We start from the raw sequence: 21,901 nt of genomic DNA on the forward strand, positions 1-21,901 counted from the left end.
CCTCACGGCATGGATGCAGCCGGCTCGCGCGTCTCGCCCTGCGCCGGCATGGTCTGGTCGAGGAAGACCAGCGCCCGCATCAGCGCGCCCTCGCGGATCAGCGCGCGATAGTCGAGATAGCTGTCGATGATGCTCATCACCACCGGCAGCCCGAAGCTGGTCTTGGAGAGTTCGTCCTTGATGCTGTCCATCATCAGATCGAGAAAGGCGACGCCCGGCCCGGTAAAGGCGAGGGGCAATTGGTCGAACATGGTGAAGAGGTTCGAGAGACCGGTGCCGATGGCGCGGCCGGCTTCGCGGAAGGCGCGCCGTTCCGGCCCGTCGCCGGCGCGCGCCTTGGCAGCGAGCAGCGCCAGCGCATTGTCCGGCAGTTCGTCCTCGACCAATATGTCTTCGTCGATGCAGGACGCGGCCCGCCATATGGCGTTGACGCCGGCATAGGCCTCGATACAGCCGCGCCGGCCGCAGCGGCAGATCGCACCGTCAAGCCGATAGCATGTGTGGCCGAACTCCACGGCCGACGAGCGGACGCCGGAAAACAATTTGCCGTTCAGATAGAGTCCCATGCCGACGCCGACGGAGAGCAGAACGGTGGCGAAATCGGAGCCGTAGCGATCCGGCGCCTTCCAGCGCAGCGCTTCGGCGATCATGTTGCTTTCGTTGGCGATCTCGACGCTGGCGCCAAATTCCTTCTGTAGCGCTGCACCAAGATCGACATTGGAGGTCACCGTCACCGGCGAGGACAGCAGCGTCTGCCCCCCGGCGTCGACAATGCCTTCAGCGCCGATGGCGATACGGCTGAGCGGGGCGCGATTGGCAGGCTGGGCCTCGAGCAGGCGTCTGAGCGGCGCGACCACGGCGGCGCAGAGTTCGTCCGCGCTCATGTGGTGCGTGGGGGTGTGCACGGTCACCTGACCGATCGCCGAGCCGGCATAATCGGCCAGTCTGATCTCGACCGTATCCAGGCCGAGGAAGATCGCCGCCACTGTGGCATGCGTCGGATTGGGCGACAGCCTGACCTGCGGCCGGCCGCGGCGAGCGCCGGCAAAATCGCCGACCGTCTCGGCCACCAACGCGCCGCGTTCGAGCAGGCTGTTGGTAATGACAGTCACGGTGGAGGCCGACAGCCCGGTCAGCGCGCTGAGATCGGTACGCGACAACGAACCCTGGCGCCGAAGCGCCATCAGCACGCCGAATTGGTTTTGACGCCGGACGTCGTCCTGACGTACGAACAGGGACAAGCAGGTTCCTCCCATTTGTACGATTATTTCCGCGTCGCAATAGCGTCAAACAGTGCGCCGCAACAGCAAACTCACGTACTCTAATCGATTTGTAAATCATTCTTGACATGGAACACGATGTGAGTCACTCCTTTTTTCGAACCTCGAAAAAAAGAGGCTCACAAGGGTTTCGCCCGGTGTGTGCGTCAGGAGTGGGCATCGGGGACAGGGACCGCAATTTTGTTGATGCGATCCGCATCGGGAGGACAAGATGAAGAAACTTGCGATTGCGCTTGCGAGCGCCGTATTTGCGTTGTCGCTTGCCGGGCCGGTTCTGGCCAAGGGCAAGACGATTGCCGTCTCCTGGAAGATTTTCCAGGAAGAGCGTTGGAAGACTGACGAAGCCGTTATCAAGAAGATCGTCGAAGACAATGGCGACAAGTATATCTCTGCCGATGCGCAGGGTTCGGCCGCCAAGCAACTGACCGACATCGAATCGCTGATGTCGCAGGGTGCCGACGTTCTCCTGATTTGCCCCTGGGACTCGGAAGCCATCATGCCGGCCGTCGAGAAGGCTGCCTCCGAAGGCATCCCGATGATCGCCTATGACGTGCAGATCGAGCATCCCGCCGTTCTCTACATGACCTTCGACAACGTGGGCGTTGGCCGCCTGATGGCCAAGGAAGTGCTCAAGGTCAAGGATTCCGGCAGCTTCGCCATCATCAAGGGCGACCCGGGCGATCCGAACGCCACCTTCCTCTACAACGGCATGATGGAAGTGCTGAAGCCCTCCATCGACAGCGGCAAGATCAAGATCGTCGGCGAGGCTTCGTCTGATGGTTGGAAGCCGGAAAATGCCCAGAAGAACATGGAACAGATCCTGACCGCCAACGACAACAAGGTCGATGCGGTTCTGTCTGAAAACGACGGCATGGCCGGCGGCGTCGTTGCGGCCCTCCAGGCCCAGGGTCTCCAGGGTACCACCCCGGTCACCGGCCAGGACGGCGACAAGGCCGCTCTGAACCGCGTCGCGCTCGGCACCCAGACCGTGTCGATCTGGAAGGACTCGCGCCAGCTCGGCAAGCTCGCCGCTGAAGCAGCCCTGATGCTCGCCGACGGCAAGACGATGGACCAGATCCCGAACGTCACCAAGTTCAAGGATGGCGCCCGCCATGTCGAGATGAACGCGGTCCTGCTGACGCCGGATCCGATCACCAAGGCCAACCTGAAGGACGTCATCGACGCCAAGTGGGTCGACAAGGCCACTGTCTGCGCCAGCGTGCCAGCCGGTTCGGTCGACGCCTGCAAGTAATTGCTGGAACGACGGTAATATCGTGCGCCGCCTTTGAGAAAAGGCGGCGCATTTTTCAAGGAATGAGGCCGGGAGAACCAGTGGTGGCGGATCACGGAAAGTTCTTCGTGCTAACAATAAGTATGCTGGACAAATCACGGGGTCCGGCGGACAATTTCGACAGAGAGACTGACGTCTCGGGGTTTGGGGAGGCGATCCAATGGCCCAAGTGCAGGTAACGAGCGGCCCGACGCTTGTGAGTGAAGGTCCAATCAAGACATTTCTGAGGGCGACGGAAGTCGATATGCGCATGCTGGGCATGATCGCAGCGCTGATCGTCATCTGGCTCGGCTTTGACCTCTACGGCTATATCTTTAACGGCTTCGGCGCCTTTATCACCTACCGCAATCTCTGGAACCTCTCGGTCCAGACCTCTTCGATCACCGTCATGGCGACGGGCATGGTGTTGATCATCGTCACGCGCAACATCGACCTGTCGGTCGGTTCCATGCTTGGCGCGACGGCGATGATCATGGGGATACTGCAGGTCTGGGTCCTGCCGAAATATCTTGGGCTCGACAATCCGACGACCTGGATCATCACCGTCATCGTCGGCCTGATTATCGGCACGCTGATCGGCACTTTTCACGGCTTCCTGATCGCCTATCTCGAGATTCCCTCCTTCATCGTAACGCTTGGCGGCATGCTGGTGTGGCGCGGCGTCGCGTGGCTTCTGGCGCGCGGCGAGACGATCTCGCCGCTTGACCCGACATTCTCGCTGATCGGCGGCGGCCCTTATGGCTCGATCGGAGCCTCCGCAAGCTGGGTCCTCGCCGTGATCGCCTGTATCGGCGTGGCGTTCAGCCTCGTGTCGGCGCGGCGGCAGCGCTCGCGCTTCGGCTTTCCGATGCGGCCGATCTGGGCCGAGTATCTGATCGGCATTGCAAGCGCTGTCGTTATTCTGGCGGCGACCTGGACTGTGAACCACTATTACTGGCCGAAGGGCATCGTTCGCGAATATGCCAAGGAGCACAATATCGATCCCGCGACGCTGGTGGATATCGGTCATGGCTGGGCGATCCCGGTTCTGATCGCTCTGGCCGTCGTCATGATCATGACCTTTGTCACAACACGCACGAAATTCGGCCGCTATGTCTTCGCAACAGGCGGCAATCCCGAGGCTGCCGATCTCGCCGGTATCAACACCAAGCGTCTGACCATGCTGATCTTCTCGGTGATGGGGCTGCTGGTCGGTATTTCGGCCTGCATTTCGTCGGCGCGCCTGCGTGCATCGACGGCCGATCTTGGCCGGCTTGACGAACTCTATGTCATCGCCGCGGCGGTTATCGGCGGCACGTCCCTGGCAGGCGGCTCCGGCACGATCTACGGCGCACTGATCGGCGCCCTGGTGATGCAGTCGCTCTATTCCGGCATGTCACTGATCGGCTTCGACGTCTCGATCCAGAGCCTGGTCGTTGGCGCCGTGCTCGTCTTCGCCGTCTATGTCGACAATCTCTATCGCCGCCACGCCAAGTAAGGAGGATCTCAAATGACTGCAATGTACCAGAGGCCCTCCGGCACACCGCTCGTCGAGATGAAGGACGTCTCGATCGCCTTCGGCGGTATCCGCGCCGTCGATCACGCTTCCGTGGACCTGTTCCCCGGCGAGGTGGTGGCGCTGCTCGGCCACAACGGCGCCGGCAAGTCGACGCTGATCAAGGCGCTGTCCGGCGCCTATCACCGCGACCATGGCGATATCCTGATCAATGGCGAGGTAGCGGCGATTCACAATCCGCGCGACGCCAAGGCCTATGGCATCGAGACCATCTACCAGACGCTCGGTCTTGCCGACAATGTCGACGCGGCCGCCAACCTCTTCCTCGGCCGCGAGATCCTGACCAAATGGGGGACGCTCGACGACGTCGCCATGGAGGCCGAGGCGCGCAAGGTGATGGGGCGCCTCAACCCGAACTTCCGGCGCTTCAAGGAGCCGGTCAAGGCGCTCTCCGGCGGCCAGCGGCAATCGGTGGCGATTGCCCGCGCCATCCTGTTCAACGCCCGCATCCTGATCATGGACGAGCCGACAGYGGCGCTCGGCCCGCAGGAGACGGCGCAGGTTGGCGAACTGATCAAGGAGTTGAAGAAAGACGGCATCGGCATCTTCCTGATCAGCCACGACATCCATGATGTCTTCGACCTTGCCGACCGCGTCTCGGTGATGAAGAACGGCCGCGTCGTCGGCCATGCCCGCACCGAGCATGTGACCAAGGATGAAGTGCTGGGCATGATCATCCTCGGCAAATGCCCGCCGGCGGCGCAGCCCGGTCCGGGCGCCATCGCCGCCTGAGCATTGCGAGTCGCTTCAGCCAAACCGAAGGCGCGTCAGACCCGACGCGCCTTTTGTCATGATACTATTAACCATGTGAAGGGTTCACGCATGCGAATCACATGCGGTGATTCCGGCTTTGGACTGACAGATGTGAATTTTTCAAGACAAAGCACCGCCACGGCCAGTAGTTTTTACTGTTTGGATTCAATCCACTGGGTAAATCATCCCAAAAATAGTTTGAAATACGCCCCCATTGCTGCATCCTTTATGCGGCGGTGGACGGAGTGGGGGAGTGAAATGCGGCAAATGATCGTTTCACTAAAATCATCCCGATATAGATCAAAGAATTTTCAAAGCTTCCGGCGCAAGGTTGGCGAAACAATTGCTCAGGAGCCAATGATGGTTGTGGCTACATCCTTCTTGATCGGACTCACCACAGCGCTGCTGCGGTCGATGCTTGCCGTCATCCTGGTCGCCTTCCTGATCGCAGTCGTGTTCCTCGTGGCGTTGTTTGCCCATGGGGCGCTCTGGATCAATCTCCTTGTTGCCATTGCCTGTTTCAATGCCGGTCTGATTTTCATCATGGCCGCCTATGTCACTTACAGGCGCTTGCACTCGGCCTGAGCAGACAACATTGCTCTGAGACTTCCTTGATGGCCCCCATCAATAACCGATTGCCGCGCCGGAATAGGCGCGGCTATCCATCGCGCCGTTCAGTCTTGCGCCCTTGCCGTCCCTGATCTCGGCAAGGTCCTTGCCGCCGACCAGGATCCCGGCGGCCTGGCCCCAGATCGGCCAGTTCATGTCGACCTGGACAGTGTGGCCCATGGCGGACAAGGCTTTGAGCGTGTCGGGTGACAGCGCGAAAGGCTCCATCGCCACCTTTTCCGGCAGCCATTGGTGATGGATGCGCGGTGCGTCGATGGCTTCTTGGATGTTCATGCCGAAGTCGACGACATTGATGATCGCTTCCAACGTGATGGTGATGATGCGGGCACCGCCGGGGCTGCCGATCACCATGAACAGCTTGCCGTCCTTGGTGATGATGGTGGGGCTCATCGACGACAGCGGCGTCTTCTTCGGCGCGATCGCATTGGCTTCGCCCTGCACCAGCCCGTAGAGATTGGCGACGCCCGGCTTGGAGGTGAAATCGTCCATCTCATTGTTGAGCAGGATCCCGGTGCCCGCCGCCACGATGCCGGTGCCGAAGGAGCCGTTCAGCGTATAGGTGACGGCCACGGCATTGCCGTCCTTGTCGACGATCGAATAATGCGTCGTTTCGACGCTTTCGGCGAGGCCAAGCGGCTTCAGCTTCGGCGAGCTGCCGGCCTTGTCGGGGCTGATCGTGTCGCGAATTCTTTTCGCATAGGCCTTGTCGAGCAGGGTCGAGACCGGGTTGTTGATGAAATCGGGGTCGCCGAGCGCGGCGTTGCGGTCGACATAGGCATGCCGCATCGCCTCGATCATGTAGTGCACGGTCTCGGCCGAGGCCGGGCCGTATTTTTCCAGCGGATAGCCTTCGATTATGTTGAGGATTTCGCAGATGATCACCCCGCCCGAGCTCGGCGGCGGCGAGGAGATGATCTCGTAGCCGCGGTAATTGCAGCTTACCGGCTTGAGTTCCCGCACCCTGTATTGCTCGAAATCGGCCTTGGCGAGCAGGCCGTGCATGTTTTCGCTCGTCTTGACGATGTCGTCGGCGATCCAGCCTTTGTAGAAGGCGTCCGGTCCGTCCTTGGCGATCGCTTCCAGGCTCTTTGCCAGGTCCGGCTGCTTGAGGACATCACCGATCTGATAGGGCTTGCCGTCCTTGAAGAAGATGCCAGCGGCGGCCTTGTCCTTGGCGAGACGCACCGCACCGCCGGCGAGCGAGGCGACATCGCCCTGTTCGAGGCGGAAGCCATCGCGGGCATAGCGGATGGCGGTGGCCATCAGTTCGGCACGCGACTTGGTGCCGTATTTTTCGCGTGCGGTTTCCAGGCCCATGACCGAACCCGGCACGCCGACGGCGAGCATCGTGTCGGTGCTGAGCCCCTTCACCACATTGCCTGATTTGTCGAGATACATGGTCTTGGTGGCAGCGAGCGGCGCCCGTTCGCGGAAATCGAGGAAAGTGGTGCGGCCGTCCTTCAGCCGGACGGTCATGAAGCCGCCGCCGCCGATATTGCCGGCATCCGGGTAGACGACGGCGAGCGTATAGCCGACCGCCACTGCCGCATCCACAGCATTGCCGCCGTTCTTTAAAACGTCGATCCCGGCCTGCGAGGCGAGCCGTTGCGCGGTCACCACCATGCCATGCTCGGCCTCGACGGGAGCGGGGGAGGCGGCGTGTGTCGGGATGGCGGTCAGGATGAGGAGTGAAAGAGAAAGGACGGTGGTGCAGGTCGACTTGATGTGCCGGATCATGGCTATTCTCCCGATTGGACGGCGATGTCCAAAATAATGCCCATACGGCATCTGTCCAGCGGAAAGCTGCCTTGAACAGAGGGCATGATTACCTATGTCTGGCGTGTAATTTCGCTACGGAGATACGCACATGTCCGCCAAGCCGATCAAGATTCCCGGTCCCGACCATCCGATCACCATCGAGCCCAATCCTGCGAAAGTCGTCGTCCGCCTGAACGGCAAGACGATTGCCGAAACCAATGAGTCGCTGACGTTGCAGGAAGCGAACTATCCACCGGTGAGCTATATCCCGCGCAAGGATGTCGACATGTCGCTGCTCCAGCGCAGCACGCACGAGAGTTATTGCCCCTATAAGGGTGATGCGTCCTATTACAGCATTCCGCTGGGCGGCGAGCGCTCGGCAAACGCGATCTGGACCTATGAGCGTCCGTATGACGCGGTCCACGAGATCAGAGATTACCTGGCTTTCTATCCCAACCGGGTCGACAGCATCGAGGCGCGGGATCTCTAATCCTCGGCATCGAGCAATAGCGCAGTGCCGAGAAATCCCAATCCGAAGGGAGCACCCAGCGCGAAGACCTGAAGCCAGATGGCGAGGGGTTCGTGGTTCGAGGATGGCAACTGGCGCGCAAGCATGAGCGCCAGCGCCGTCGCGGCGCCGAGCAGAAAGCCCGTCGTGAAATTCGAAATCATAAATCTGATCAGCGCGGGCATCTGACGGTTCCTTGCAAACCGTAGAACTATCCGGAAGAGGCAGGGTTCCCTCGCAGGCGAGAACCAAAGCGGATTGTGCGCTTATGCGGGAAAATCCGGAATTGCCCAACATGGAGTGCACACCGCAATGCGACGTCTGGTTCACTGTCAGGCACTTTGGTTGTCGCAATTACGGCGCTGATCGGGCTCGCCTTTTTCACCGCCGATGAAGACGGTGAGTTGCAGCATGGCGACGTGCTTGTCTCATCAGCGATCAGCGATGCTTCTCCGCGGCGAAGCGTCTTTCCAGCAGGCTGACCAGTCGCACCATGGGCCAGAGGAAGAGAATGTAGATCACCGCCATGCCGATCAGCGGCGACGGGTTTGCATAAAAGGCCTGCGCGTCCTGCGCTTCCTTGAGCAGCTCCGGCAGCGCCACGGTCGAGGCGAGCGATGTGTCCTTGAACAGCGACACGCAGTTGGACGTGGTCGGCGGGATGACGATGCGGATCGCCTGCGGTAGAACCACCTTGCGCAGTGTGATCATGAAGGGAATGCCAAGGGCGGCGGCGGCTTCGAACTGGCCCTTCGGCACGCTCTCTATGCCGGAGCGGAAGACTTCCGCCGAATAGGCCGCCATGACCAGCGAGAAGGACAGGATCACGCATGTCCAGGACGACAGGTTGATGCCGATGAAGGGCAGGGCGTAGTAAACGAGGATCAGCACCACCAGGACCGGGGTAGCGCGGAAGATATCGATGTAGATAATCGAAAGGATACGGACCGGCTTCGGCGCATAGAGCCTGATGATGCTGACGAACATGCCGGCGGTGACGCCGATGGCGATACAGGCGATACCGAGCAGCAACGTGTTGAGCAGCCCACGCAGCAGAGCAGGGAGGGAAGCCCAGAGGACTTCGGTATTGAAGAAAGTGTCGACAAACGACATGGCCGCACCTCGGTAGGGGCTTAAGAACGCACCAGCTTAGTGCGGATAGGTGACGTTTAGAATGCGTTGCTTGGGCGAGGCCGTGCCTCGGAAACCCTGCTGGGCTCCTGAGCTCTTGTCGAAGGGCGGCCATCTCCCCTTGCGCCATATGCTATAGCCCTGCCCACAGAGGGAGAAGACTTGCGGCGCCATCCCGCCCCAATTGCCGCACTGTGGTTTGGCTCTGGCGCCCCTCCCCTTTGTGGGGAGGGGTTGGGGAGGGGCGTTGGCCCAAATACGACTGCTTGTCGTTCAGGGCGTCGGGATCGGCGCTTCCGTCACCGTCGAAGAGCCGGCCGGGGCGTCGTCGCCGAACCACGTCTTGTGGATCTTGGCCATCGTGCCGTCCTTCTTCATCGCGCCGATAGCGTCGGAAAGCTTCTGCAGCAGCTTGTGGTCCTTGGTCATCATCAGGCCGTACTGTTCGCCGGTCTTGATGTGATCCTTGACCGCCAGGCCCGTCATCTTCAGGAACAGGTATTGCATGCCTGGGACGTCGGAAATGGCCGCATCGACGCGGCCGGCGTTGAGGTCGAGCATGCATTCCTGCTGCGAGTTATAGCCCTTGATGTCGGCGAAGCCGTATTTGTCCTTGTTGTCCTTGGTCCACTTTTCGCCGGTCGAGCCGGAAAGCACGCCGATGGTCTTGCCCTTCAGGTCTTCGAGGCTCTTCAGCGGGCTGTCGGCCTTGGTGGCGATACCCATGTCGGAGTCGTAATAGGGCTGGGTGAAGGATTGCGACTTCAGGCGTTCCTTGGTGATGGTGATCGAGGAGATCGCCACGTCGATGCGGCCGGACGAGGTGGCGGCGAACAGCGCCTGGAAGCCATAATCGGCGACGTTGGTGGTCATGCCGATGCGCTTGGCGGCTTCGTTGACGATATCGACCTCAAAACCCTTGAACGTGCCGTCGGCATCCTTGTATTCGAAGGGCGGGTTGTTCGGATAGGATCCGACATTCAGCACGTCAGCCGCGAAAGCGGTAAATGCGACGCTGGACATGCCGATGGCGGCAGCCAAAGCGATGATGTTGCGACGGGTCAGATTCATTCTTTTCTCCCTCTGGTTATGACCGCCATATCCGGCGGCAACTGCCGTTCCGCGTTGCGCGGACCGTCATTCCTGTGCCGGCCAGATCGGCCGGCGAAGTTTTTCCCACCCTGTCGCGGAAGACCCTCAACCCACTAAAGCTGCAGGTTGTCGTCCGCGTCTCTCAAATCCACGGGGCCGGAAGCGCGCTGTCAAGCGCTCTTCTTCAGGCCCGCATTGGCGAGGATGTCGCCGAGTTCATCATCGAAACGGCTGATCTCCTCGACCTTGTTGTAATGCACCAGCGACACGCGGATGCAGCCAGTCTCCATGGTCAGGCCAAGTCGCTTCATCAGCCGCGGGGCGAACATGTGGCCATCACGGATGCCGATGCGGCGCTTGCCCATTTCCTCGGCCACATATTGCGGCGTCACGCCGGGCAGCGAGAAGCAGATGGTCGGCACGCGGCCGCCGAGTTTTGCCTCGTCGGAAATGCCGTAGATCCTGGCGCCGTGCTTTTTCAGCACGCGGATCATCTCGCGCGACAAGCCTTGCTCATAGTCGCGGATCGCGCCCATCGCGGCGGCCAGCGCTTCGCGGCGCGAATGGCCGGAGCCCGCGAGGAAGCGGCGGCCGAGGTCTTCGAGATAGTGCACGGCGGCATTCATGCCAGCGACATTCTCATAGGTGAAAGTGCCGACCTCGATCTTGTAGGGCGGTACGTCGGGGATGAAATCCTCCTTGAAGGTCGGCAGCTTGACGAGCGCGTCGTAGCGGCCCCAGAGGAAGCCCATATGCGGCGAGAAATTCTTGTAGCCGGAGCAGACGAGATAGTCGCAATCCCAGGCCTGTACGTCGATCAGGCCATGCGGGCCATAATGGACGCAATCGAGGAAGACTTCGGCGCCAGCAGCGTGCGCCAGCTTGCCGACGGCGGCGACGTCGACGATGGTGCCGATCGAATGGGCGGTCACCGTGCAAGCGACGAGACGGGTGCGGTCGCTCAACAGCGGCTTCAGGTCTTCGGTATGGAGCGTGCCGTCCTCGTTCATCTTCCACCAGACGATTTTGGCGCCGTTGGCCTCCAGCGCCATCCAGGTGGCGATATTGGCGTCATGGTCCATGTCGGTGACGATGATCTCGTCGCGCTCGTCGAGCAGCTTTGCGATGCCGAGACTGACGAGGCGGATGAACGAGGTTGCGTTGAGACCGAAGGAGATTTCCTCGGGGCGATAGGCATTGACCAGCATGGCGACGCTTTCGCGCGCCTCGGCCAGATTCTTGTCGACGCCCTGGCTGTGCTCATATTTCGCCATGCGCTGGACGTTGAAATCGACGAGATGCTGGCTGACCGCGTCTATGACGGTCTGGGGCACCTGGGCGCCACCGGCATTTTCGAGGAAGATGAAATCGCCGGCCTTTTTGATCGCCGGAAACAGCGCCCTGATCTCGTCGACCGGGAATTGATTGCTGCCCGGAGTCCCGGATGCGGTGGCCGATGTGGTCATGATCGTTCCCTGTCGTGGCGGCAATTCTGGCAGCGCAGAGTGGCCTTGAATTTTTATTTTGATTATTTGATCACAAGATATTTGAAAGTTCAACTAAATTCTCGGGCTGGGAGGATCACGTGTTGTTGCGGGCAGGAAACTGGCGACGTCCTGCCTTCGCGACGTTGGCCCCTTGGAAATCCGGATTGATCGCGGGACACGGCGCTGCCATTAAGGTCATGCAAAAGACATCTGCAACGGCGGCCCTCGGCTGGCCGGGAAAGTGACGTTGCGCCGTAAGGAGGCTGGTCGGTGTCTCTTGGGTGGGCGGATGCGGAAATGGAGGAAGGCATGTCTGAACGGGTTCTCAAGGTTTCACGCCGTCCGAGGCTCATCGCGTCCGCCGTCATTCTGATGCTGGCCGGTGTGCTTTTCGGCTCTCCCGCGTCTGCCGGATGCTGGTCTGTGTTGAAAAGCCCCAAATGGACGGATGTGCAGGCGTCTCTTGCCAAAGCCAAGCTGTGCGAGGCGCTGCCGGCCGGCCCTAACCGGACGGACAAGCTGTCGATTTCCGACTTCGATGTCTGCGACGCGCCCGGCGGCGTGCGCTTCCATATCGAAGCTTCACTGTCGTGCAAATCGAAAGGCCTTATTCGGATCACCGCGAAGGCGTCGGTCAAGGCGGATATGGCCGTGGACATCGGCACCTGCACGGTGACGGAAGCCAAACTGGATCTTGGCGGCGACGCAGGAAAGCTGCTGGCAGGGCAGCCGGGCTTCCAACGTCTCGCTCAAGAGTTGGCGCAGGCCAAGTTGTCGGAACTGTGCGGGAAGTGATGCCTTCCCGGATCGGGTGATTCGCGTCCGTCTTTCAGCACATCGCCTGCAGCAGCTTCTGCGTTGCCTGGATATCCTTGACCATCAGTGCGCCGGCCTGCTTCGCATCGCCGGCACGAAACGCCTCGATCATATCGTAATGGTAGCCCGAATAAGGATGGATTTCGCCCGCGTCCCATTGCTGCGCGACGAGATTCGACAGCATGCGCATATAGGGGCCGAAGCGCAGCCAGAGCGTCTCGATGAGTTGCGGCAGGACCTCCGACCCGGACATGTCGTAGATCGAGAAATGGAATTCCTGGTTCTTGCGCAGCATGTCGTAGACCTTGCCGGTCTTGCCCAGAGCTTCATGTTCCTCGGCGATTGCGAGACAGCGGCTGATGTCTGCCGGTTTCAGCCGCGGCGCGGCGAGCTCGGTTGCCAGGCCTTCGAGAGAAATGCGGGCAAGGCAGAGATCGTCGAGCCGGGCACGCGAGACGGGCGGCACGCGGGCAGAGCCGTTGCGTGCGATTTCCAGGCCGTTTTCGGCGGCGAGGCGGCGTAGCGCCTCGCGCACCGGCATATGGCTGGTGCCGAATTCCGCGGCCAGCGAGGCGATGGTGACGACCTGTTGCGGTTCGAACATGCCCCACATCAGCGCGTGGCGCAGCTGCTCATAGACGCTGTCTTGAACCGTCATGCGCGACGAGACCTTCGTCAATCCTGCCTCTTTCACCAGCCGCTCATCCTTTCGTTTCGTTCATTAGCGCTTTCAGTGGCGGAGGCCGGCTTTGCGCATCAATGGCAGCACGCTATCGCAGAAATAGGGGAGTTCGTGCGTGTAATTGACGAAGGACAGTGCGATGCCGGAATAGCCTTTATCCGAGATTGCCCGTATTTCCTCGACGATTTTCTGGGGCGTGCCGACCAGCGGATAGCTGCCGGCGCCGCCGGCGAAGCGCTTGCGATAGCGGTCGTAGGAGACCGGATCGTGGGACTGGGAAAATTCCTTCTTGCCGGCCATGTGGATATCGACCGCGCCGGTGTCCGCCAGCGCCACAGCATAGCGTTCGTAGTAATCCTCGGCCTCTGCCTGGGTCGGGCGGCAGACGACGTGGCTCACCGTATAGACGCCCACCGGGCGGCCAACCTTGTCGGCGCGGGCGGAGATGTCTTCGACATGCTTTTCCGAACCTTCGATCTCGGTGAAGGTGGTGAACAGATAGTCGCAATGGGCGGCGGCGAAATCGCGGCCGGGGCTGCCGAAGGCGGCGTTCATGGTCACCGGGCGCGGCACCTGGACGCTTGATGGTCGGCTGATGGCGTTTTTCAGCGTGTAATAAACGCCGTTGAAATCGAAGGGCTCGTCGGAATGATAGGCTTGCTCGATGACGCGGATCCATTCCGCTGCCTGCTCATAGCCTTTCTCGACCAGCGGCGTGCCGAACATGCCGAATTCCTTCGGATTCCAGCCGCAGACGATGTTGAGGCCGGCGCGGCCATGGCTGACATGGTCGACGGTCGCCAGCGATTTCGCCGCATAGAGCGGATGGACGAGCGGCACATGCACGGTCATGAAAATGCCGATGCGCTCGGTGACGGCGGCCAAGGCCGAAGCCCAGGTAAAGGTCTCGAACGACCATTCGCGCACATGGTTCTTGCCGCCGAAGCCGGCCCAGCGGGCGATCGGCAGGAAGAATTCGAACCCGGCACGGTCGGCGATCTGGGCGGCGGTGACATTGTCGTCCCAGGTGGCTTTCCAGCGTTCCGGCACATCGGTGATGGCCAGCCCGCCATCGGCATTGGTGGAGAAGACGCCGAGCTTGAGCTTGTTGGGACCTTTCAGCGGATGTGTCATGTCGCTCTCCCGGGCGCTTTTGATCATTTGAGCACAGGCTAGTCCAACGGCAGATTATTTCAAGCTTAAATCTTTCGGCCGAGCCAAGTCTGGAGGCCATGCGCTGCGGCCCGTCCGGTGGCGAGGCAGGCAGTCAGCAGGTAACCGCCCGTCGGGGCTTCCCAATCGAGCATCTCGCCGGCCACGAAGGTGCCGGGCAGGGCGGTCAGCATATAGTTTTGGTCGATAGCGCTCCAGGTAATTCCGCCGGCTGATGAAATGGCTTCCGCGATCGGACGCGGCCGGAGCAGGGGGAGGGGCAGTGCCTTGATCCGATGAGCGAGCCAGGCGGGTTCGGACAACCGACCGGGATCGGACAACCGACCGGGATCGGATAACCGATCGGGATCGTCGAGGGAGCCGGCCTCGCGGACGAGCGCTGCTTTCACTCCATCCAGTCCGGCCCCTTTACGCAGGCGGTTGGAAAAGCTCTCCTTGGCGGGCTGTTTGGCGAGATCGCGCATGAGGCGTTCTTCGCTGCGGCCCGGCGCGAGATCAAGGAGCAATTCGGCTCGGCCTTCGCTCGCCAGCCGGTCGCGCAAGCTTGCCGAATGGGCATAAACGAGGCTGCCTTCGATGCCGTGTTTCGAAATGACGAACTCGCCTGGTATGGTGCCCGTGGGGGAGGTCGCGGCCACGGATTTGACCGGAGTGCCGGCAAAGCGCTCGCGGAAAAGATCGCTCCAGGCGATGTCGAAGCCGCAATTGGCAGGCTGAAAATCACGGATGTCGACGCCCTTGTCCCGCAGCCATGGCAACCAGGCAGCGTCCGAACCCAGCCGCGGCCAGCTTGCGCCGCCGAGGGCGAGAACGGTAGCGTCGGGCTCGACGGTCTTGCGGCCTTCCGGCGTCTCGAAGACATGGGCATTGCCGTCGAAGCCGATCCAGCGATAGCGCCTGAAGATTGTCACGCCCTGTGCTTCCAGTCGCCCCAGCCAGGCGCGCAGCAGCGGCGACGCCTTCATCACTTCGGGGAAAACGCGGCCGGATGTGCCGACGAAGGTTTTTGCACCAAGTTCGTCGGCCCAGGTCCTGAGGTCATCCGGCGTAAAGGCGTCGAGGGCCGGACGCAGCCGTTTGGATGCCGCGCCGAAGCGGGCGGTGAAACGGGAAAAATCCTCGGAATGGGTGAGGTTGAGGCCGGATTTGCCGGCGAGCAGGAATTTGCGCCCGACGGTCGGCATGGCTTCGTAGACCGTGACGCGATGGCCGGACGCGGAGAGCACCTCCGCCGCCATCAGCCCTGTCGGCCCGCCGCCGATGATTGCAATGTCTTTTGTCGTCATGCCGGTGTCTTGGCGTGCGGCAGGACGGATTGCAACAGGCTATTTCATCGGCTTCAGCGGCTGAGCCGCCGGTGATTGGCCTTCACGGCCCTGCGGTATTTCGCCACCGAATGTTTGCCGACCGAATGCAGAGACTTGCCGGTGGCGAGCGCCAGCACATTTTCGAAGGCCAGCGCATGGGCGGTGGTGATCTTTTCGACCACCATGCGCTGCGCCTCGATGGTCGCGGCCGGGCCGCCGGTCGCGAGTTTCATCATCCTGAGCCCGATGACGAAGTTCGCTTCGAAGGCAAGGCGGGTCATGTCGGCGAACAGTCCGAATGGCGATTGTGGCATCATAGTCCCTTATCTCAGTTCATCCCCGGCGCTTGAACGACTTCGGTCCGGCGGCGGTTCCGTCACGCAACTGTGATGGCTGCGATGCGGCAAAATGATGTTGTCATCGTCTTTATGCGCCCCTAAAGCTCATGCTCATATTCATGAATGAAGGGCCGGACATGTATCTCCTCTCCCATATGATGAAAGCCTTCATCAAGAAAGGCCAATTGACGGTGATCGATGCCGACGGCAAGCGGCACGTGTTTGCCGGCACGCCGGATGGTCCGAAGGTGACGATGCACCTGACCGACAGGAAGCTCTATCGCTCGCTGGTGTTCAATTCCGAACTTGCGGCCGGCGAGGCCTATATGAACGGCACGATGCGCTTCGAGGAGGGCTCGACGCTCAGGGACTTTCTGACGCTCTTCTCGGTCAACCGTCTGTCGCTCGGCTCCTATCCGATCCAGAAAGTCCTGCGTGCCATCCGCATGCGCTTCCGCAAACAGCAGCAGTCCAACCGCAGGGGTCAGGCACAGCAGAATGTTGCGCATCACTACGATCTCGGCAACGATTTCTACAAGCTCTTCCTCGACAAGAACATGCTCTATTCCTGCGCCTATTTCCGTGACCCGGAGGAAACGCTCGAAGATGCGCAGCGCAACAAGCTGCGTCTGCTGGCCAGCAAGCTGCAGCTCAAGCCTGGCATGAAGGTGCTCGATATCGGCTGCGGCTGGGGCGATCTGGCGCTCTACCTCGCTTCGCTCGAAGAGGGTGTGCAGGTGCTTGGCGTGACGCTCTCCAAAGAGCAGCAGGCGCTGGCGACGGAGCGGGCGAAGAAGGCTGGCTTGGCCGACCGGGTCCGCTTCGAACTGCGCGATTATCGCGATGTCTCGGAAAAGTTCGATCGGATCGTCTCGGTCGGCATGTTCGAGCATGTCGGGGTGCATCACTACGACGAGTTCTTCAAGAAGCTCAATGCGCTGATGCATGATGACGGCATTGCGGTGCTGCATTCGATCGGCCATATGAGCCCGCCCGGCATGGCGAGCGCATGGCTGCGGAAATATATTTTCCCGGGCGCCTATTCGCCGGCTCTGTCGGAAGTGTTCAATGTCGTCGAGCAGAACCAGCTCTGGGTCACGGACCTGGAATTTCTGCGCGTCCACTATGCCACCACGCTCGCCCACTGGCACAGCCGCTTCGAGGCCAACCGCGCCAAGGTGGTCGAGATGTATGACGAACGTTTTGCGCGGATGTGGGAATTCTACCTGATCAGTGCCGAGATGATGTTCCGCACCGGCAGCCAGCTCGTTTTCCACATGCAGCTGTCGCGCAAGCGCGACGCGGCGCCGATCGTGCGGGACTATATCACCGATCAGCAGCGCGCCTATATCGACCGGGAAAAGTCGCTCAACCTGTCGATCTGAGATCACAGGTTGAGGCGACTTGGGTTGCTCATCACAAAAGCGTGCCCCGCAAAAACAGCAAGGCCACGGAGAAATAGATCACCAGACCCGTCACATCCACCAGCGTCGCGACGAAAGGGGCGGATGCGCTGGCCGGGTCGAAGCCGAGCCGCTTGAGGATAAAAGGCAGCATCGAGCCGGACAGCGATCCGAATGTCACAATGCCAATCAGCGCAGCCCCGATGGTGACGGCCAAGAGAACCCAATGTGGGCCGTAATCATACAGGCCGAACATCTGCCACGCGGTGATCCGAATGATCGCCAGCACACCGAGTACGGCTCCCAAGGCGATCCCTGTGGGTAATTCCCTGAGCGCAATTCTCCACCAGTCTCCCAGCTGAATTTCCCTCAGGGCCAAGGCGCGGATGATGAGCGAGGTGGCTTGAGAACCCGAATTGCCCCCCGAACTCATGATCAGCGGGATAAACAACGTCAGTATGATCGCTTTTTCCAGCTCTCCCTCGAAAAACTGCATGGCGTTGGCCGTCAGCATTTCTCCGAGAAACAGAACTGCAAGCCAGCCGGCCCGCTTGCGCAACATTTGAACAAGGCCGATGTCCATATAAGGCTGGTCAAGGGCTTCCATACCGCCGAACTTCTGGGCATCCTCCGTGCCTTCGGCCACGATGGCGTCGATAATGTCGTCGACAGTGACGATCCCGAGCACATGGTGCCTGTCATCGACCACCGGCACGGCCAGAAGGTCATATTTGGAGATGAGCCGCGCCACTTCCTCTCTGTCCGTGAGAGGGTGAACCAGCAACGGCTTTCGTGGCAGAGCAACCGACAGGATCATTGCGGCAGGATCGCTGACGACGAGCTGGCGCAAGGTCACCGCCTTGAGCAGGGCTTTTGTCTTTGGGTCAAGCACGTAGATGGAATAGACGGTTTCCCGGGTGCGCTCCACGACGCGAATGTGGTGCAAGGTTTGCGCCACCGTCCAGTTCGACGGCACGCTGACGAATTCCGTGGTCATGATGCTGCCGGCGGTGCGACGGGGATAGGCCAGCAACTGGCGAACAGACGCCTGGCTGTCGATGCTCAGGCCCGTGAGCAGGCTCTCGCGCGCCGGCTCGTCTATGCGCCGGAATATATCGGACCTCTGGTCGGCCGACATATGCTCCAGAAGTGCCACCGCCTGGGCATGCGGAAGCAGTTGCAGAAGCTCGTGCGGCTCATTCAGTCCGGGTTGGTCGAAAATGTCGACGGCCCGGTCAAGCGGCAGCAAGGCCAGGACCGCCACGGCCTCATCCTGGTCCAATTCGTTGAGGATCTCGACGCTGTCGGCGACGTGCTCGTTCGGAATACGCTCGGCAGTCGCCTGAACGTCAAAGGGCTCTGCAAGTTCGGTGGTGTTTTCCATCGTGTTCACCTGGATTGGCCGCCGCCAGCCATCCGGGATGAGCAACCCTGGGGCAGCCCTACACGAAAGGAGGAAGCGGCGAAGTCAATCGACTGTAACTGTCGCTTGGCATGATGTTGGGTTCCTTGTTGGTCGCAGTGCTGCGCAACACCGGCTCACTGTAGGGTTTCTACACTCCAGTCAATGCTTCAACTCGTCGCACTTGCAGGACTTTTGAAACGAGCTCCGAAGCCAAAGCCCGTGGCAACTTTTTCGGTTCAAGTGACGCGCTTGATCCCTTCGTTTTTCGCATGACCTTATCCCGAAACAGGAACCGCTTTCGGACGACATACTTCGTTTCTGGAGATGCGTTCGGTCTCTTCCGCAAGCCCCGCTTCCGGATGCGCACCGGCAGCGGTTGCAAGTGCAGATATGATTAGGCACGGGATCACCGCAGGCTTCGATGCGGAGCACAGCGCACGGACATTGCGCGTGATAGATCTTCGTCATTGTCTGTCTTGCCTCGTCATGCCTTATCGATTGTATTGTGCAGAAATCGACAGCGTATTCCTTGAATTGTGACGCGACCTGATCCCGATGAACGAAAAGCAATTCAATGGTGAATGGAGATTAACCATGTTAAACATAAATATTTAGAATAATTAATTGCATAAATCTAAGTTAAATAGAAAATTTACGGAATATTTAGGCAGATAAATATGAAGGCATGCCATAATAACCGATAATTAACCATAACAAGCGGTTACTTTTGCTGGCGGCTTAACCTTAATTCTTTAGCAAGGGATAGGGTAAATACTTCTCCTCACACGACGTTAAGGTTTCAAGCGAGAAGCAAACCGACGGGCATGACGCCACTACGCTGTGACCGGTAAGATTTTCGAACCCGGCGTGTCCCAACCTGGTAACTCGTAAAAAGGGACTTCCCATGTCTAGCATCATCACCAACGTCTCCGCCATCGCCGCCCTGAAGACGCTGCGTTCCATGGACGAGCAGATGGCCACGACGCAGAACCACATCTCGTCCGGTTATCGCGTCGAATCGGCGGCCGACAATGCTGCCTACTGGTCGATCGCCACGACCATGAAGTCCGACAAGTCGGCGATGAGCACTGTCCAGGACGCTCTCGGTCTCGGCGCCGCCAAGACGGACACCGCCTATACCGGCCTGAACTCGGCCATCGACGTCATGACCACCATCAAGACCAAGCTCGTCGCTGCCCGCGAACCGGGCGTGGACAAGGCCAAGGTCAATGCCGAACTGACCGAACTGAAGAGCCAGCTGAGCTCGATTTCCGAATCTGCCTCGTTCTCCGGCCAGAACTGGCTGTACAACGCCGACACGACCGCCAACACCACCGTTGAAATGGTCGGCTCGTTCAACCGCTCCGACACGGGTGCCGTCTCGGTCGGCGTGCTCAAGTTCGACACTGCCACGTCGACGCTGATCGACAGCAGCGACTCCTCGCTCGGCCTGCTGACCGCCGACCATTCCACGACGGTTGTCACCAGCACCGGCAACGTGACCAATACATACTACCTGCTCAACGTCAGTGCCGCGACAGGCCCGAGCGGCACCGAAATCAAGCTGGATGCGTCGACCACCAACCAGGACATCGACGGCATGATCTCCGCGGTCGACTCCATGCTCAGCACGATGACGGACACCGCCGCCAATCTCGGTGCGGCCAACTCCCGCATCACCATGCAGAACGACTTCGTCAAAAACCTCATGGACACGATCGACAAGGGCGTTGGCCGCCTCGTCGATGCCGACATGAATGAGGAATCGACCAAGCTCAAGGCCCTGCAGACCCAGCAGCAGCTCGGCATCCAGGCGCTGTCGATCGCCAACTCGAACTCCGAAAACATCCTGTCGCTCTTCCGTTAATCGGAAACGCGGATCTGAGAATTGGCCGTCCGGGAAACCGGGCGGCCTTTTGGTATTCCGACTGCCTCTTCTTGCTTCCACGAATTCGAAGGCTATCATCTCTGTTGTCTCGGACCGCTTGGCCTGGGTTGCCGCAGAGCTGTAACAGGGGAGGGAAGTCTTGGAGAGCGATCCATTCCGGATTCGCGCGCATGTCGCGGACTTCGAGGACATTCTGCGCGATATGCTTGAGCGCAGTGAGGCGGCGCGGCTGCGCCTGCCGATGGCCGTGAATATCGCCTATGGTACGGACCCGACGGAAACCGTCGATCTGTTCTTTCCGGCGGACCGGGGGCAGGGGCTGCCGGTGCATTTGTTCATCCATGGCGGTTACTGGCGGGCATTTTCCAAGCGCGATCACTCCTATGTCGCCGACACGATCACTGCCGCTGGCGCAATCGCCGTCATCATCGATTATGCACTGATGCCGACGGTGCGGATGGGCCATATCGTCGACCAGGTGCGGCGCGCCAAGCGCTGGGTGCTCGACCATATTGCCGAGCACGGCGGCGACCCGTCGCGGCTGACGGTGAGCGGCCATTCGGCAGGGGCGCATCTCTCGACTTTCCTGTTCGACGCGGCGGAGACGCCATCGCAAGTCCGGGCGGCGCTGCTTCTTGGCGGGCTTTACAATCTCGAACCGTTGCAATCCTCCTTCCTGCAGGCCGAGATCGGCATCACGGAGGAGGAAGTCGCGAATTTTTCGCCGCTGACGCATCGGTTCGATCCGGCCGTTGCCGTCGATGTAGTCGTCGGCGAGGACGAAACGCCGCCCTTCCTCGAACAGGCCGATCGCTTTGCATCAACGCTTCGAGCTCAGGGCCTCTCGGTGACCGAATTTCAAGTCCCCGGCGAGAATCATCAGAGCAGCGTACGCGATCTCGGCATTGTCGGAAGCGAAACCGGCCAACGGCTGGCGCGATTGATCGCCGCACATTAAAAGTTTTTCGGTTCCAAGCAGGAGGATCGCCATGGAGATCAAACGTTGCGGCTCGCGGCCGTCGGTCACGCCGTCACCGGACTATTTTACCGGATCGGTGCGCCAGGATCCGATCATGCAGGCACCGGCTCCGGCCCGGGTGCAGGTCGTCAGCGTCACGTTCGAACCCGGCGCCCGGACGACATGGCACACGCATCCGCTCGGTCAGACACTGTTCGTCACCGCCGGCTCAGGCCTGGCGCAGGTCTGGGGCGGGCCGGTTGAGGTGATCCGCGCCGGCGATACGATCTGGTTTGCACCGGGCGAAAAGCATTGGCATGGGGCTGGCCCGACCACAGCAATGACCCATATCGCTATCCAGGAGACCGTCGATGGGCGCGCCGCCGACTGGATGGAGCCGGTCAGCGATGCAGATTATGGTGCTTCCACCGCCGGATGATTGGTCG

Annotated in this window: 21 protein-coding genes; 10 read left to right on the top strand and 11 right to left on the bottom strand. The window is 60.4% G+C overall.

Going from position 1 to position 21,901, the window contains the following annotated elements; translation table 11 throughout:
• Positions 1-2: 2 nt before the first annotated feature.
• Positions 3-1,241 carry an ROK family transcriptional regulator gene (locus AC1D06_RS13340; RefSeq protein WP_477879191.1) on the bottom strand — a complete coding sequence of 413 codons (1,239 nt, stop codon included), beginning with the start codon at positions 1,239-1,241 and terminating at the stop codon, positions 3-5.
• A 250-nt stretch (positions 1,242-1,491) separates the two neighbouring features.
• Here AC1D06_RS13340 and AC1D06_RS13345 point away from each other — a divergent pair, with 250 nt between their 5' ends.
• From AC1D06_RS13345 to AC1D06_RS13360, 4 genes are all read left to right on the top strand, one after another.
• A complete protein-coding gene (locus tag AC1D06_RS13345; protein WP_477879192.1) occupies positions 1,492-2,532 on the top strand; it encodes a substrate-binding domain-containing protein in 1,041 nt (346 codons plus the stop codon).
• A gap of 199 nt (positions 2,533-2,731) precedes the next feature.
• Complete coding sequence (locus tag AC1D06_RS13350; protein ID WP_477879193.1) at positions 2,732-4,048, top strand: sugar ABC transporter permease; 1,317 nt, start codon at positions 2,732-2,734, stop codon at positions 4,046-4,048.
• 21 nt (positions 4,049-4,069) lie between these two features.
• Positions 4,070-4,858: an ATP-binding cassette domain-containing protein gene (locus tag AC1D06_RS13355; RefSeq protein WP_477986658.1), complete on the top strand. Its 789-nt coding sequence runs from the start codon at positions 4,070-4,072 to the stop codon at positions 4,856-4,858.
• 381 nt (positions 4,859-5,239) lie between these two features.
• Positions 5,240-5,464, top strand: coding sequence for a hypothetical protein (locus AC1D06_RS13360; protein WP_477879194.1), 225 nt, complete (start codon positions 5,240-5,242; stop codon positions 5,462-5,464).
• A gap of 39 nt (positions 5,465-5,503) precedes the next feature.
• On the opposite strand, the gene ggt is transcribed toward AC1D06_RS13360, so the two are convergent.
• Entirely contained in the window at positions 5,504-7,246 is a 1,743-nt protein-coding gene (gene ggt / locus AC1D06_RS13365) for a gamma-glutamyltransferase (protein ID WP_477986589.1), read from the bottom strand.
• A gap of 130 nt (positions 7,247-7,376) precedes the next feature.
• On the opposite strand from ggt, the gene AC1D06_RS13370 reads away from it, so the two are divergent.
• Positions 7,377-7,757 carry a DUF427 domain-containing protein gene (locus AC1D06_RS13370; RefSeq protein ID WP_477879196.1) on the top strand — a complete coding sequence of 127 codons (381 nt, stop codon included), beginning with the start codon at positions 7,377-7,379 and terminating at the stop codon, positions 7,755-7,757.
• Here the strand turns inward: AC1D06_RS13370 and AC1D06_RS13375 are convergent.
• From AC1D06_RS13375 to AC1D06_RS13390, 4 genes are all read right to left on the bottom strand, one after another.
• Entirely contained in the window at positions 7,754-7,960 is a 207-nt protein-coding gene (locus tag AC1D06_RS13375) for a hypothetical protein (RefSeq protein WP_477879197.1), read from the bottom strand. The genes AC1D06_RS13370 and AC1D06_RS13375 overlap by 4 nt on opposite strands.
• A 253-nt stretch (positions 7,961-8,213) precedes the next feature.
• Entirely contained in the window at positions 8,214-8,888 is a 675-nt protein-coding gene (locus AC1D06_RS13380; RefSeq protein ID WP_477986590.1) for an amino acid ABC transporter permease, read from the bottom strand.
• Positions 8,889-9,179: 291 nt separating this feature from the next.
• Positions 9,180-9,977 (bottom strand): ABC transporter substrate-binding protein, encoded by a 798-nt coding sequence (locus tag AC1D06_RS13385; protein ID WP_477879199.1) that lies wholly within the window; start codon positions 9,975-9,977, stop codon positions 9,180-9,182.
• 191 nt (positions 9,978-10,168) lie between these two features.
• Positions 10,169-11,464 carry a cysteine desulfurase-like protein gene (locus AC1D06_RS13390; RefSeq protein WP_477986591.1) on the bottom strand — a complete coding sequence of 432 codons (1,296 nt, stop codon included), beginning with the start codon at positions 11,462-11,464 and terminating at the stop codon, positions 10,169-10,171.
• A 330-nt stretch (positions 11,465-11,794) separates the two neighbouring features.
• Between AC1D06_RS13390 and AC1D06_RS13395 the strand changes: the two genes are divergently transcribed.
• Complete coding sequence (locus AC1D06_RS13395; RefSeq protein ID WP_477986592.1) at positions 11,795-12,280, top strand: hypothetical protein; 486 nt, start codon at positions 11,795-11,797, stop codon at positions 12,278-12,280.
• A 34-nt stretch (positions 12,281-12,314) separates the two neighbouring features.
• Here the strand turns inward: AC1D06_RS13395 and AC1D06_RS13400 are convergent, their stop codons facing one another.
• From AC1D06_RS13400 to AC1D06_RS13415, 4 genes are all read right to left on the bottom strand, one after another.
• Entirely contained in the window at positions 12,315-12,959 is a 645-nt protein-coding gene (locus AC1D06_RS13400) for a GntR family transcriptional regulator (protein ID WP_477986659.1), read from the bottom strand.
• 72 nt (positions 12,960-13,031) lie between these two features.
• Positions 13,032-14,117: an LLM class flavin-dependent oxidoreductase gene (locus AC1D06_RS13405; protein WP_477986593.1), complete on the bottom strand. Its 1,086-nt coding sequence runs from the start codon at positions 14,115-14,117 to the stop codon at positions 13,032-13,034.
• A 65-nt stretch (positions 14,118-14,182) separates the two neighbouring features.
• The gene (locus AC1D06_RS13410; RefSeq protein ID WP_477986594.1) at positions 14,183-15,442 is read right to left on the bottom strand and encodes a TIGR03862 family flavoprotein; all 1,260 of its coding nucleotides are present in this window, start codon (positions 15,440-15,442) and stop codon (positions 14,183-14,185) included.
• Positions 15,443-15,495: 53 nt separating this feature from the next.
• The gene (locus AC1D06_RS13415; RefSeq protein WP_477879205.1) at positions 15,496-15,777 is read right to left on the bottom strand and encodes a hypothetical protein; all 282 of its coding nucleotides are present in this window, start codon (positions 15,775-15,777) and stop codon (positions 15,496-15,498) included.
• A 161-nt stretch (positions 15,778-15,938) separates the two neighbouring features.
• Here AC1D06_RS13415 and AC1D06_RS13420 point away from each other — a divergent pair, with 161 nt between their 5' ends.
• Positions 15,939-17,186 carry a class I SAM-dependent methyltransferase gene (locus tag AC1D06_RS13420; RefSeq protein ID WP_477986595.1) on the top strand — a complete coding sequence of 416 codons (1,248 nt, stop codon included), beginning with the start codon at positions 15,939-15,941 and terminating at the stop codon, positions 17,184-17,186.
• Positions 17,187-17,217: 31 nt separating this feature from the next.
• Here the strand turns inward: AC1D06_RS13420 and mgtE are convergent, their stop codons facing one another.
• A complete protein-coding gene (mgtE, locus tag AC1D06_RS13425) occupies positions 17,218-18,588 on the bottom strand; it encodes a magnesium transporter (protein WP_477986596.1) in 1,371 nt (456 codons plus the stop codon).
• A 925-nt stretch (positions 18,589-19,513) separates the two neighbouring features.
• On the opposite strand from mgtE, the gene AC1D06_RS13430 reads away from it, so the two are divergent.
• The 3 genes from AC1D06_RS13430 (at position 19,514) to AC1D06_RS13440 (ending at position 21,894) form a co-directional block, all read left to right on the top strand.
• Positions 19,514-20,476 carry a flagellin N-terminal helical domain-containing protein gene (locus AC1D06_RS13430; protein WP_477986597.1) on the top strand — a complete coding sequence of 321 codons (963 nt, stop codon included), beginning with the start codon at positions 19,514-19,516 and terminating at the stop codon, positions 20,474-20,476.
• Between the two features lie 160 nt (positions 20,477-20,636).
• The gene (locus tag AC1D06_RS13435; protein ID WP_477986599.1) at positions 20,637-21,455 is read left to right on the top strand and encodes an alpha/beta hydrolase; all 819 of its coding nucleotides are present in this window, start codon (positions 20,637-20,639) and stop codon (positions 21,453-21,455) included.
• A gap of 31 nt (positions 21,456-21,486) precedes the next feature.
• Entirely contained in the window at positions 21,487-21,894 is a 408-nt protein-coding gene (locus AC1D06_RS13440; RefSeq protein ID WP_477879210.1) for a (R)-mandelonitrile lyase, read from the top strand.
• Positions 21,895-21,901 lie beyond the last annotated feature (7 nt).

It is taken from the genome of Rhizobium sp. P2_G2 (assembly GCF_056403555.1).

What these genes read in the sequence shown, in the direction of transcription:
- mgtE (WP_477986596.1), bottom strand. Translation starts at nt 18,588, where the DNA reads ATGGAAAACACCACCGAACTTGCAGAGCCCTTTGACGTTCAGGCGACT.
- AC1D06_RS13350 (WP_477879193.1), top strand. Translation starts at nt 2,732, where the DNA reads ATGGCCCAAGTGCAGGTAACGAGCGGCCCGACGCTTGTGAGTGAAGGT.
- AC1D06_RS13360 (WP_477879194.1), top strand. Translation starts at nt 5,240, where the DNA reads ATGGTTGTGGCTACATCCTTCTTGATCGGACTCACCACAGCGCTGCTG.
- AC1D06_RS13430 (WP_477986597.1), top strand. Translation starts at nt 19,514, where the DNA reads ATGTCTAGCATCATCACCAACGTCTCCGCCATCGCCGCCCTGAAGACG.
- AC1D06_RS13415 (WP_477879205.1), bottom strand. Translation starts at nt 15,777, where the DNA reads ATGCCACAATCGCCATTCGGACTGTTCGCCGACATGACCCGCCTTGCC.
- AC1D06_RS13400 (WP_477986659.1), bottom strand. Translation starts at nt 12,959, where the DNA reads ATGACGGTTCAAGACAGCGTCTATGAGCAGCTGCGCCACGCGCTGATG.
- AC1D06_RS13395 (WP_477986592.1), top strand. Translation starts at nt 11,795, where the DNA reads ATGTCTGAACGGGTTCTCAAGGTTTCACGCCGTCCGAGGCTCATCGCG.
- AC1D06_RS13370 (WP_477879196.1), top strand. Translation starts at nt 7,377, where the DNA reads ATGTCCGCCAAGCCGATCAAGATTCCCGGTCCCGACCATCCGATCACC.
- AC1D06_RS13385 (WP_477879199.1), bottom strand. Translation starts at nt 9,977, where the DNA reads ATGAATCTGACCCGTCGCAACATCATCGCTTTGGCTGCCGCCATCGGC.
- ggt (WP_477986589.1), bottom strand. Translation starts at nt 7,246, where the DNA reads ATGATCCGGCACATCAAGTCGACCTGCACCACCGTCCTTTCTCTTTCA.
- AC1D06_RS13375 (WP_477879197.1), bottom strand. Translation starts at nt 7,960, where the DNA reads ATGCCCGCGCTGATCAGATTTATGATTTCGAATTTCACGACGGGCTTT.
- AC1D06_RS13405 (WP_477986593.1), bottom strand. Translation starts at nt 14,117, where the DNA reads ATGACACATCCGCTGAAAGGTCCCAACAAGCTCAAGCTCGGCGTCTTC.
- AC1D06_RS13380 (WP_477986590.1), bottom strand. Translation starts at nt 8,888, where the DNA reads ATGTCGTTTGTCGACACTTTCTTCAATACCGAAGTCCTCTGGGCTTCC.
- AC1D06_RS13390 (WP_477986591.1), bottom strand. Translation starts at nt 11,464, where the DNA reads ATGACCACATCGGCCACCGCATCCGGGACTCCGGGCAGCAATCAATTC.
- AC1D06_RS13440 (WP_477879210.1), top strand. Translation starts at nt 21,487, where the DNA reads ATGGAGATCAAACGTTGCGGCTCGCGGCCGTCGGTCACGCCGTCACCG.
- AC1D06_RS13410 (WP_477986594.1), bottom strand. Translation starts at nt 15,442, where the DNA reads ATGACGACAAAAGACATTGCAATCATCGGCGGCGGGCCGACAGGGCTG.
- AC1D06_RS13420 (WP_477986595.1), top strand. Translation starts at nt 15,939, where the DNA reads ATGTATCTCCTCTCCCATATGATGAAAGCCTTCATCAAGAAAGGCCAA.
- AC1D06_RS13345 (WP_477879192.1), top strand. Translation starts at nt 1,492, where the DNA reads ATGAAGAAACTTGCGATTGCGCTTGCGAGCGCCGTATTTGCGTTGTCG.